Below are 11,851 nucleotides of genomic sequence, written 5' to 3' on the forward strand. Positions count from 1 at the left end.
GGTCATTGCTAATCAAATTTTAGAATAGAGTGTTTCTTATAGAATGTTCATAAATAAAAAGCCCCTTTCGCACTGATGCGCAAGGGGCTTTTTATTGTTTGCTTGACGATAAATTATCGCGAATAGCGATTAGCGATTTGGTAGCACATCTTTTACCATATCACGTAAGTCACGTAATGCTGTGACAGTGCTATCCCAATCTAGGCAACCATCGGTGATCGATTTGCCATACTCAAGCTGGCTTAAATCAGCAGTCAATTTTTGATTGCCGCCTTTTAAGTGGCTCTCAATCATCATACCGATAATTGATTTATTGCCGTTTTGAATTTGTTCGGCAACGTTTTTGATAACCATCGGTTGTAGGTAAGGGTCTTTACCGGAGTTGGCATGGCTTGAGTCAATCATAATCTTGCTATTGGTCTTGCCTTTTGCCAGCTCGTTTTCAACTTGAGCTACCGCAGTTTCATCATAGTTAGGTTTACCATTACCACCGCGAAGTACCACGTGCGCGTAAGGATTACCTTTAGATTTGATGATAGAGACTTTACCATCTGATGATAGACCTAAGAAGCTATGACCTTCTTTAACCGCTTGCATGGCATTTACAGCTACCGTCATACCGCCATCAGTACCATTTTTGAAGCCAACTGGGCATGATAAGCCAGAGCTCATTTCGCGATGCGTTTGGCTTTCAGTGGTACGTGCTCCAATGGCTGACCAGCTGATTAGATCTTGGATGTACTGCGGCGTATTTGGATCAAGTGCTTCAGTCGCGCAAGGTAGACCTTTTTCATTCAGATCAAGTAGCAATTTACGAGCCGTGCGCAAGCCTTTTTCTATATCAAAACTGTCATTCATGTCAGGGTCGTTGATCATGCCTTTCCAGCCAACCGTCGTACGAGGTTTTTCAAAATAAACACGCATGACCACAAATACACTGTCTTCAATTTCTTTTGCCAATACGGCTAAACGATCGGCATATTCGTGAGCGGCTTTGATATCGTGAATAGAGCAAGGGCCAATGACCACAAACAAACGCTTGTCTTTACCATCCAAGATATCTTGAATAGTATTACGACCTTTTAGTACGGTGTTATACGCGTCGTCTGACAGAGGCAGCTCGGCTTTTAGCTCGGCGGGGGTAATCAAAGGAATAAATTTTTCAATATTCACGTCGTCAATATCTGCATTATGGGTAACTGATGTTGTCATGGTTATATATCGTCTAGCTGATTTATAGGAATAATCATTATGCGGACAAAAGTGTTGGTTGACAAGGGTAGTCGAGCAGTTAATTGACTGATAACTGGAATGAGGAAACTAAAACTTAGTTATACTTATAGAGACTTAGCGTGATATTTGACGTTCTAAATGCACGTTTAGCATTTGGTTTTTCTATCTATTAATAAGAGTTGATTGAGTTTTTGGTCCATAACGCTCAGATTTTATGCGTGAATTTCGCTATTTGTACCATCGTCAAGTATGATAGCAACATTAGCGATGGGTAGCCCAAACTGTGGCATTAAAACAGTACGGATGAGTGCTCATATTATTCATAAGGTCGTATCGCTGATTTATTACGTTATATTTTATAATAACGGTTTATTTTATTTTGTGTATTTCTAATATCGAGAGCTTGTCATGACAGATTCTGCTACGTCTCATCACCATACTGACCTCATTCATCAAGCCGAGACGAATTCTCAAGTAGCAAAGATAAATGCTACGCCGCTAGTGATAGGCATCGTCGCAGGTGAGGTATCTGGTGACAGCTTAGGCGCAGATTTTATGCGGCAAATGAATAATCTACGTGATGATATTGTCTGGGTAGGCGTGGGCGGTACGAAAATGCAGGCGCAAGGGCTACAGAGTATTTTTCCGTTAGAGCGCTTGGCAGTGATGGGTCTGGTTGAGGTCATGTCGCAGCTACCGGATTTGCTCAAAGCGCGCCGCGAGCTACTGAGCGCATTTAAGACCGCCAATATTGATTGGTTCGTCGGTATTGATGCGCCTGATTTTAATTTGCGAGTATCCAAAAAACTAAAGCCCCAAGGCGTGTTTTGTGTGCAGTACGTCAGCCCTTCTATTTGGGCGTGGCGCGAGTCGCGTATTCATAATATTAAAGCGGCGACCAATTTGGTGCTATGCCTATTCCCGTTTGAGTTGCCAGTTTATGAGCGACATAACCATCCGGCGATCTGTGTGGGTCATCCATTGCTACGAACCATTGATCAGACGTTGATAGATACACCAATCAATCAACGTCGCAGTGAGTTGGTCTGGGACAATGATGGGTTGCAGCAGTTCTTCATCGAACGATTTGATGATGTGAGTCAGCTTATTTGTGTGATGCCAGGCTCTAGGCGCGGTGAAATTACAGCCATTTTGCCATTGATGCTTGATGGTATCCAAAAGTTAATCCTGTTAGATCCTAAGCTGTGCTTTATTATTCCAACGGTCGATCAAAACCATCAGTATATTGTGCAAGAAGTGATCGACCAACGCTCAGAACAGCTACGTGCAGCAATTGTAGTGGTCTACGATGATACCCAGCCAGAATTTAGCCAACATGCCATGGCGGCATCAGATATTGTGATGCTGGCATCTGGGACAGCAACGCTGGAGGCAATGCTGCTTGAACGTCCGATGGTAGTGGTCTATCAATTAAATCAGCTGACTTACCAAATAGCCAAGCGTCTGGTAAAAGTACCATATGTGGCATTGCCTAATATATTGGCTAATGCGCCAATCGTACCTGAGCTGATTCAAGAGCAGGCGAGCGGTGACAATATCTGCCGCACCGTAATGCGATTGCTGCAACCACGCGCTTATGCCGAGCAATTACACGACTTACTAGTGACAAAGCAGTCGCTACAACAGCAAAGTAACCATGAGCCTGCAAACAGCGTGATTGAACAGTGGTTTATTCAAAATACCGATATTATTAATCCTAATTAAATGAGAAAGACATTTTAATATTATGCATATTCAACACAGTACAGAAAGCCCAGTTCAAGTAATTGACATCAATATTGAGCACATCGATGTCAAAGGACAATATATTCAGTTAGCAGCGCCCATACACTTATATGGGCAAATGAATGCCGCTGGGTTGCTCACTCAATATCTGACTAATGATAACCAAGAGACGGAGCAATCAATACTACAAATCGGCGTTGATGAAGCAGGACGCGGGCCATTACTAGGTAGTGTCAATGTGGCAGCGGCAATATTACCTGCGACTTGGTCAGGATTGATTGAGGAACAACCGCTCAAAAACACGCCGTTGTCGATACTGACAGATTCCAAACAACTGAGTGAAAAAAAGCGCGATATCCTTTATCCATTGGTGCAACAGCATGCTATCGGTTATATCATCGTTGATATACCAGCAGCAGTGATCGATCAAGTGAACATCTTGCAAGCAACGATGCTTGGTATGCGCTTGTGTACTGAATCATTGCTAGAAGTAATTTTTGAAACATTCTCGACTACTGGAAATGCTAAAAGTACGTCGCTCAATCAATTAAAGATCGAAGTACTGTTTGATGGGAACCGTTGCCCTGACTTGAACTATGATAGTTTTAAAAAGTTAGAGGTAACGCCATCTGCAATTGATTGTCAAGCATGGGTAAAAGGCGACGCGCGTCATACTAGTATTGCAGCGGCCAGTATATTAGCAAAAGTAAGTCGTGATGAGACGATGTATGCACTGGATATTCAGTATCCGGAATATGGTATTGCCAAACACAAAGGCTATCCAACGCGTGCGCACATGGAGGCGATTGAAAAATATGGCGTCTTGCCAACGCATAGACGTAGTTTTGCGCCAGTGAGAAAAATGCTAGAAACTTAATAATACTGGACTTATAATCAGTCTTCGAAATAGCCTAAGCGAAAAGTCATATTGTAATATGAGAGTAAAACATTTGGGGCTGTAGTAGATAAGCACTATGCTAGACTACTTTTATGAAGATAACCCGTTGTAAACTAAGTAAAAAAGCACAGCGAAGGCTGTTAGAGTTTTTTACGGCTGAAGTGACTGCTAGAACAGCCGCAGATTTGCTTGATATTCAGCCTAATACTGCTGCACTTTTTTATCATAAAATAAGACTTGTGATAGATTACCATCTCTCATTAGAAGCTGATGAGCTTTTTGATGGTGAGGTCGAATTAGATGAAAGTTACTTTGGCGGTGTACGCAAAGGTAAAAGAGGTCGCGGGGCTGCTGGCAAAACCGCCGTATTTGGTATTCTAAAACGAAACGGTAAGGTGTATTACCATTGTCGTAGCAGACACCAAACAGACTACTCTAATGCCCGTTATCAAGCGTAAAATCAAGCCTGACAGCTTTGTTTATACGGATAGCTATCGAAGTTACAATGCATTAGATGTGAGTGAGTTTAAACATTTCAGAGTCAATCACTCTATAGAGTTCATTTGCGGTAAGAACAATCACATCAATGGCATTGAGAACTTCTGGAATCAGTCCAAACGAACACTCAGAAAGTATAATGGGATTAATAAGAAGAACTTCCATTTGTTTTTAAAAGAGTGCGAGTTTAGATTCAACTATGGCTCACCATCTAATCAGCTGAAAACCTTGAGAAAATGGTGTGATATTTAATCCTTATCTACTACAGCCCCAAAAATTTATACTCATGAATGTAATTTCTTTAAAAAACAATGAGCAAGGTTTTATAAAATTTAAATACAGCACGTTTTTAATATCAAAGGCTATTAAATCAATAGCTAAGTTCTAATATTTATTTTTACTATAAGTGACACACAAATATTACTACTTTATAGGATGAGATATGATAGCCAACACTTCCCAAAAAAGCCTTGCTGCAGTGCTATTTTTGACTCTATTTCTGACTGGTTGTGGTGGAAGTAGTGAGTCTGAAGGAAGTGATCCATCTGTGGATGGTTTAAATGGCTCGAAAAGTGATGAGAAAGTTAAGCTAACAACGTCAGAACCAATCACCTCAGCACCGATTATAGCAACACCTATTGATCAAAGTGACAAACCAAGCAGTGGTACTCCTGACACTGACAGTAGTGTACCAGCTGATAACAATACACAAGCAGCATTAAGTGCGAATAATCAGTTTAGTTTGGCAAGAAGCAGTTGTGGCCTAAATGGTCTATCCGTTGATACAGAGCTAGACGATATTGCCGTTAAGCACGCGAACTACATAAAATATGTATTTGCCAATAGCTCGCCAACCAGCTTTAACGCGCATTTCGAAAATGAAATTAGCGATATTGCTAGTGTGACAGGTCCTAACAATCCTTTCTTTAGTGGATTAGATCTGGCAGATCGATTGATCAATGCAGACTATGGCAAATCGCAATATAGTGTTACTGAAAACATTGCCCAGTCTGTCTATTACAGTTCGGCAGGCAATTTTTTGAGTACAGAAGCCGTGGCAAGCTCTTTGGCAAAGTCGTTGTTGTCAGCGCCTTATCATCTACGCTCTTTAATGTTGCCAACCTCAGGTGTAGTAGGAACAGGAGTGGTTACCTATACGCCTAGTAGTAAAAATGCTGCTAACAATAAAGGATATGTTTTGGTAAGCAATGCTGCAGGGACAAAAACCACGACAAATAAAACGCTTGAAGGTGTTTTTACGTACCCATGTCAAGATGTGACGGGGACAGTTACTGCACTTTATAACGAAACCCCAAATCCAGTCAGAGGCTCTGGGCGCAATTTGCGTACTGATCCTATCGGACAGCCGGTTTATATCAACATGCCATCCGCTGATAAAGTTAAAGTGAGTAACGTTAAATTCCGAGATGTGCAGCGTAATATAGATTTGCCGATTCAACTGCTTGATTCTGACAATGATCCGTACAAAGGTACGAATTATGCATTGCCAGCGAATGAAGCATTTATTTTGCCATTAACGGATGCGCTGAAAAGCTGTGAATCAGGTAGTAATAAAGGTGGTAATTGTGGACTTTATGGTAATAGCGAATATAAGGTCAGCTTTGATATTTTGGTTGACGATAAAACATTAGAGCAGCAGTCATTTACGTTTACTACTGGTAAGGTAAATTACTAATAATCATTTAATACGCTCTAAATATTGATCGTAAAAAAGAAGGTCTGAACCAGTGATATGATTCAGACCTTCTTTTTATGTAATAATTTTTTGTGTAATAACTTTAATTATCTTCGTACAATACTAGGAATGTGGCTTAAAACGATGAATTAGGCTGTTTTAAAAAGTTTTTTTCATCTTCGGTTGAGTCGCGATTTAGTACCTCGTTGCGATGTGGATATCGCCCGAATTGATCGATGATTTGTTTGTGACGATATTCAAAATCTAATGTATTTGCATCATCTAATTGCTCAAATAGCGGTAGATAACGCTTATGAATCATGGCCGATTCAGAGTGCATAAACGGTATGATAATAAATCTACGCCATTGCATCGGTAGCGTATCAAAATAAGGCTGTTGAATGGCTTCTTGGGCGAGTGCTAATGCCATACCGTCTTGCGCAAATGCACTTGCTTGTCCGCGACATAAATTGCGTGAAAACTGATCCAGCACAATAATTTCTGCCAAGCGTCCTGCCAACGCCGTTATCGAGCTATTACCATCCAATGAAGACTCTGCGATACGCCAAGTGACACATTCGCCTTGTTTCGCTGCATGCCAAAGGTCACCAAACTTATCCTGTATCTGCTTATCAAAACGATCGTTTTGTTCAAACCAGTAAGCTTCATTGTTTTTATCAAACCAAAAATCCAACACGGCACGCGCATCAGGATCTAGATAAGTCAAATCTATGTTTTTCGGATCCAATTGTGATGAATGGGATCGACTGGCTGAGGTGGAATAATCGGTTGAGAGTGCCATAAGATATTCTAATTATGATGAATTTAGTCTACTATAGCGCAAATATTTATATCTGTCTGTCAAGATACCAACAGCAGAGTGTCTATTAGGTAATCTATTATGAATGCAAAAAATCTAGAGAATTCTATCAACGCGACATTGCTACCAACGCCTTACTACGTGCTTGATGAAGCGGCCATCGTCGCTAATATGAAAATCATCGCTAGGCTGTGTGAGCTGTCTGGTGCAAAGGCATTATTAGCACTAAAATGCTTCGCCACATGGGGCGTTTTTGATGTGATGCAGCCTTATCTGCATGGCACGACTTCGTCTTCACTTAATGAAGTGAGATTGGGCTATGAGACCTTTGGCAATAACGATGATGCCAATAGCCAAGATAAAAAAGAAACGCATGCTTATAGCGTCGCCTATAGTTCAGATGAAATCCCTGAAGTGCTGAACTATGCGGATAAAATCATTTTTAACTCAATCTCACAGCTCAACGCTTTTAAAGTGCAAGCCGCCGCGCAAAATATACCTGTAGGTCTACGACTCAATCCAAAAACCAGTAACTCATCGTTTTTGATTGCTGATCCTGCACGCCCATTTAGCCGTCTTGGTGAGCATGACAAAGAGAAAATCGCAGCGGTACTTGGCGATATCACTGGCGTCATGATTCATAACAATTGCGAAAATGACAGCTTTGAAGCCTTTAGTGAAAGCTTGGCAGATATCGAAGCTAGATTTGGTGATATTTTAGCGCAGCTTGAGTGGGTGAGTTTGGGCGGCGGTATCCACTTTATCGCTCCTGGTTATCCATTAGAAAAATTGGCTGCACGTTTGAAAGCGTTTAGCGAAACCTATGGCGTGCAAGTCTATCTTGAGCCAGGTGAGGCAAGTATTCATGGTGCGGGCACGTTGGTAACTACTGTATTGGATACCATGCATAATGAAAAAAACCTAGCAGTCGTTGATGCTTCTATTGAAGCGCATATGCTTGATCTATTGATTTATCGTGAGTCCGCACCGATTGCCGCGATTAACCATACAGCTGCCGATATTGCGCCTATTGGCAATCCTGCAGAAGCTACATCGTCTGAAGCTGATGCTGAGTCGGCAGACCATACCATTATTTATGGTCGTTCTTGCTTGGCAGGTGATATCTTCGGCGAGTATGCATTACCGAGTAATCTTCAGATAGGCGATAAGATTGCCTTTGGCAATGCTGCTGGTTATACGATGGTTAAGAAAAACTGGTTCAATGGTGTCAACATGCCAGCAATTGTCATCCGCCGATTGGATGGTCGTATCGATATCCAGCGCGAGTTTGATTATCAAGATTATAAAGCCAGCTTGTCTTAACGCCATATTTCTAAGACTTTTCTACATTAGAAAACAAAGGCTTAGTCTTAATAACGGGTGATTTTAAGGTATCTGCTATTGATACATTATTTTTTACCGATAAGGGAATAAAAATTGTTATAATCGCGTCGGGCAAATAATGGAGTATTATTTGCCCGACGGGTGCGTGGGTTTTCCTCGGTCTTCCTTTTTAATTCACGCATATCATTCACTCGTTTCTGTTTTGCATAGCCGCTATCAATGGTATCGACAGGGACACAAAGGAGGATTGTTCATTGAACACAAACCAACAAGCTAAGCCCAACAAAAAAGACGTACTGATCATCGGAGCAGGCGGTGTCGCTCAAGTGGTCGCGCATAAGTGTGCGATGCATAATGATGTGCTTGGCGAGATCCATATCGCCTCACGTACCAAAGACAAATGCGATGCCATCGCGCAGAGCGTAAAAGAAAAAGACAGCTTTAAGCAGGCTGCGGTCTTGCATACACATCAGGTCGATGCCATGGACAGCCAAGCACTCGTGCAGCTGATACAAGACACAAAAATACAGATACTTATTAATGTTGGCTCGGCATTTATCAATATGACCGTACTAGAAGCTTGTATTGAAACAGGCACGGCATATATAGATACGGCTATTCACGAAGATCCACGCAAGATTTGTGAGACGCCGCCGTGGTACAACAACTACGAGTGGCAACGCAAACAGCGCTGTGCAGACAATAATGTCACTGCTATTTTAGGTGCAGGCTTTGATCCCGGTATGGTCAATGCGTATGCACGCTTGGGTTATGACATGATGGATGCAGGATCTGTGACTGATATTGACATCATTGATATCAATGCGGGCAGTCATGGCAAATACTTTGCGACTAACTTTGACCCAGAGATCAACTTCCGTGAATTCACCGGTACGGTTTACTCTTGGCAAGACAGCAAGTGGCAGTCTAACAAAATGTTTGAAGTCAAACGTACGGATGATTTGCCAGTTGTGGGTGTGCAAAACAGCTATCTAAGCGGTCATGATGAAGTGCATTCATTGTCAGCCAATCTAGATGTGCCAAACATTCGCTTTTGGATGGGCTTTGGTGAGCATTACATCAATGTCTTCACTGTCCTACAGAGCTTAGGATTGCTATCTGAGCAGCCAGTGATGACTGCTGAAGGCCAAGAAGTGGTACCACTGAAAGTTGTTAAAGCAGTACTACCAGATCCAAGCTCGCTTGCACCGAACTATACAGGCAAGACCTGTATCGGTGACAAAGTCAAAGGCAAGATCAATGGCGTTGAGACTGAAGTGTTTATCTACAATGTCTCAGATCATAAAGATGCTTACAATGAAGTTGGTAGCCAAGGTATCTCGTATACCGCAGGCGTGCCACCTGTTGCTGCTGCGATACTAGTCGCGACTGGCGAATGGGATGCAGGCAAAATGGTCAACGTCGAAGAGTTAGATGCCAAGCCATTTATCAATCTGCTAAATAAGATTGGTTTGCCAACGCGTATCAAAGATAGCGAAGGTGATAGAGCGCTTGAGTTTGATATTTAGTTAGTCATTATATCTATTCTAAAAGCCCATCTGACTTTAATTGAGTCAGGTGGGTTTTTTATTTTATAAAGGAAAAATAAATTGTCATTGTCTATTTAATTATACAGAATAAATTATCAAACGATAATGATTTTCAATATCATCTATATTAAAAATAAGGTAGTATTTCACTTTTGTATCATTCACTAGACATTCTGTAAAGGTAGAAATTAGATGTTTGTCAGTGAATAAATGAGGGAGTAGTGAATGAGATACATACGATTTCTTCCTAAGAAGAAATGGGCCATAGCAGGCTTTACCTTTTTATTATATTCGGCGTCATTTCCTGCATTTGGTTCGGAGGCAACGATGCTAACGATTGAAAGTCCCTTGAAAGGCGATTTAAATCATTCCAACAGGGAAAACGCTGATATCAAGCCACAGCATAAGTCATTAAATATTAGCGTTCCTTGCGATACAGGCGATTATCTAACCGGATATGTTGAGAGTGATAGAAGTATGATGACGCTAGATGTTATCGATGCCACAGGAAAAGTATCGCGCCGTTTGATTGATAATAAAAGTGGCAAACAACACTTCTATTCAGTAGCCGAAAACTGTGCAGAGACCTGGCGACTGTCTGGCTCAGGTGCTTATCAGATAGTGCTCGAACAACGTGTTAGTTTAGCAGAGCAAGATTTAAAAGGTTCTTTAGGAAATTCTCTAGACAGTTCTGACACGTTACTCAGCCCCAGAGTATCGGCATTACTTGAGTCATTGCAGAAAGGGCAGAGTACAGATCGCTTTTGGGCGGAAGTGGAAGTATTAGGTACACCGCTGATTGAAGACACAGCTTTGGGCACTGTGATGACGTTTTTAGCGCGAGGAGACTATCGCAATGTCAAGTTAATGGGTGGCCCGTCCACCAATCATGATGCATTGCAACGATTGGTAGACTCTGATACATGGTACAAAAGCTTTATTGTGCCAAACAACACGCACTTATCCTATCAGATTGCTCCCAATACCCCTGAGCCACCTCTGTCTGAGTTTGCTCGTAGAGTCGCCATAAAAGCCGTGGCTCAAGCCGATCCTTATAATCACCATTCATGGCCACGTTCAGCCACTGATAAGTACACAACCAAATCTACTATTACGTTAAAAGACGCACCAAATAGGCGTTGGATAAAAAGACAGGCAGAGGTTCCCAAAGGAGAGTTGTCTACCTTTAAATTTACCAATAGTACATTGGACAATACTCGCGATATCACCATTTACTCCCCAACTGTTAATAACAACAAGGAGAATAGTAAAGATGATGCGGTGCTGTTATATATCTTTGATGCGGAAGCCTATATTGATACGGTTGGATTGCCCACGATTTTAGATAATTTGATTGCAGAAGGTAAGGTTCCACCAGTGACAGCGGTGTTTATTAGCAATCCTGATAATGATGCCCGTGCACGTGAATTACCTGCCAACCCAATGTTTGCAGATGTATTGGCCAATGAGTTAGTACCACAAATAAATAAACGATTGCCAGTAGCGATACCAACGGATAGAACGGTCATTGCAGGGTCAAGTTATGGCGGTTTAGCAGCGACGACTATCGCACTACGTCACCCCGACATATTTGGCAATGTTATCTCTATGTCTGGGTCTTACTGGTGGCATCCAAAAGATCAGACAGCAGAAGATAAACACTTCGTAGCGTCTGAGGTAATAAAAATGGATAAGGCACCCGTTCGTTTCTTTTTGAGCGCAGGCGTGTTTGAAACGGCTCGTGGTAAAAGTGGTAGCAACGGTATATTGGGAACCAATCGTCATCTGCGAGACGTTTTATTGGCAAAAAGGTACGATACACATTATCAAGAGTATGCTGCAGGACATGATTACTTTGCTTGGCGAGGAATCATAGGAGATGGTTTGGTATCGCTTTTTCCGTCTAAGGAAAAGAAGTAATATCTCTTTTATTTAAACTAGTGCTAATGTTTAGCCTTTTACTTCTAGGGCGTGTTGAACATTGGGTATAAATTAATGGCAAAAAAAATAGCGAACGGTTAATCTTTAAGCTCTCACACAAAAAAGATATCGTTCGCTATGCCTCG

8 protein-coding genes and 1 pseudogene are annotated in these 11,851 nt (G+C 41.7%); 7 read left to right on the forward strand and 2 right to left on the reverse strand.

The annotated features are described in order from the left end of the window. Positions 1-129: 129 nt before the first annotated feature. Entirely contained in the window at positions 130-1,212 is a 1,083-nt protein-coding gene (locus I3254_RS06940) for a 3-deoxy-7-phosphoheptulonate synthase (RefSeq protein WP_102078467.1), read from the reverse strand. Between the two features lie 429 nt (positions 1,213-1,641). On the opposite strand from I3254_RS06940, the gene lpxB reads away from it, so the two are divergent. The 4 genes and pseudogenes from lpxB to I3254_RS06960 all read left to right on the forward strand — a co-directional run bounded on the left by lpxB (position 1,642) and on the right by I3254_RS06960 (position 6,071). Further along, positions 1,642-2,958: a lipid-A-disaccharide synthase gene (gene lpxB, locus I3254_RS06945; RefSeq protein ID WP_238052231.1), complete on the forward strand. Its 1,317-nt coding sequence runs from the start codon at positions 1,642-1,644 to the stop codon at positions 2,956-2,958. 22 nt (positions 2,959-2,980) lie between these two features. Next, complete coding sequence (locus I3254_RS06950) at positions 2,981-3,856, forward strand: ribonuclease HII (RefSeq protein ID WP_238052232.1); 876 nt, start codon at positions 2,981-2,983, stop codon at positions 3,854-3,856. Positions 3,857-3,969: 113 nt separating this feature from the next. After that, positions 3,970-4,627: pseudogene (locus I3254_RS06955) on the forward strand (IS1595 family transposase). Positions 4,628-4,817: 190 nt separating this feature from the next. Further along, the gene (locus I3254_RS06960) at positions 4,818-6,071 is read left to right on the forward strand and encodes a CAP domain-containing protein (RefSeq protein WP_238052233.1); all 1,254 of its coding nucleotides are present in this window, start codon (positions 4,818-4,820) and stop codon (positions 6,069-6,071) included. A 136-nt stretch (positions 6,072-6,207) separates the two neighbouring features. Here I3254_RS06960 and I3254_RS06965 read toward each other — a convergent pair whose 3' ends face one another. Next, positions 6,208-6,873: a DUF924 family protein gene (locus I3254_RS06965; protein ID WP_238052235.1), complete on the reverse strand. Its 666-nt coding sequence runs from the start codon at positions 6,871-6,873 to the stop codon at positions 6,208-6,210. A 99-nt stretch (positions 6,874-6,972) separates the two neighbouring features. Between I3254_RS06965 and I3254_RS06970 the strand changes: the two genes are divergently transcribed. The 3 genes from I3254_RS06970 (at position 6,973) to I3254_RS06980 (ending at position 11,705) form a co-directional block, all read left to right on the forward strand. Next, positions 6,973-8,214, forward strand: coding sequence for a carboxynorspermidine decarboxylase (locus tag I3254_RS06970; protein WP_238052236.1), 1,242 nt, complete (start codon positions 6,973-6,975; stop codon positions 8,212-8,214). Between the two features lie 275 nt (positions 8,215-8,489). Continuing rightward, positions 8,490-9,764, forward strand: coding sequence for a saccharopine dehydrogenase family protein (locus I3254_RS06975; RefSeq protein WP_238052237.1), 1,275 nt, complete (start codon positions 8,490-8,492; stop codon positions 9,762-9,764). Between the two features lie 246 nt (positions 9,765-10,010). Continuing rightward, positions 10,011-11,705, forward strand: a complete 1,695-nt coding sequence (locus I3254_RS06980) for an alpha/beta hydrolase-fold protein (protein ID WP_238052239.1) — start codon at positions 10,011-10,013, stop codon at positions 11,703-11,705. Positions 11,706-11,851: the final 146 nt, after the last annotated feature.

The organism is Psychrobacter sp. Ps2, from assembly GCF_022129405.1.
Classification (GTDB): Bacteria; Pseudomonadota; Gammaproteobacteria; order Pseudomonadales; family Moraxellaceae; genus Psychrobacter.

Excerpts from the sequence above, each read along its gene's own strand:
- I3254_RS06940 (WP_102078467.1), bottom strand. The coding sequence starts at position 1,212 with ATGACAACATCAGTTACCCATAATGCAGATATTGACGACGTGAATATT.
- lpxB (WP_238052231.1), top strand. The coding sequence starts at position 1,642 with ATGACAGATTCTGCTACGTCTCATCACCATACTGACCTCATTCATCAA.
- I3254_RS06950 (WP_238052232.1), top strand. The coding sequence starts at position 2,981 with ATGCATATTCAACACAGTACAGAAAGCCCAGTTCAAGTAATTGACATC.
- I3254_RS06960 (WP_238052233.1), top strand. The coding sequence starts at position 4,818 with ATGATAGCCAACACTTCCCAAAAAAGCCTTGCTGCAGTGCTATTTTTG.
- I3254_RS06965 (WP_238052235.1), bottom strand. The coding sequence starts at position 6,873 with ATGGCACTCTCAACCGATTATTCCACCTCAGCCAGTCGATCCCATTCA.
- I3254_RS06970 (WP_238052236.1), top strand. The coding sequence starts at position 6,973 with ATGAATGCAAAAAATCTAGAGAATTCTATCAACGCGACATTGCTACCA.
- I3254_RS06980 (WP_238052239.1), top strand. The coding sequence starts at position 10,011 with ATGAGATACATACGATTTCTTCCTAAGAAGAAATGGGCCATAGCAGGC.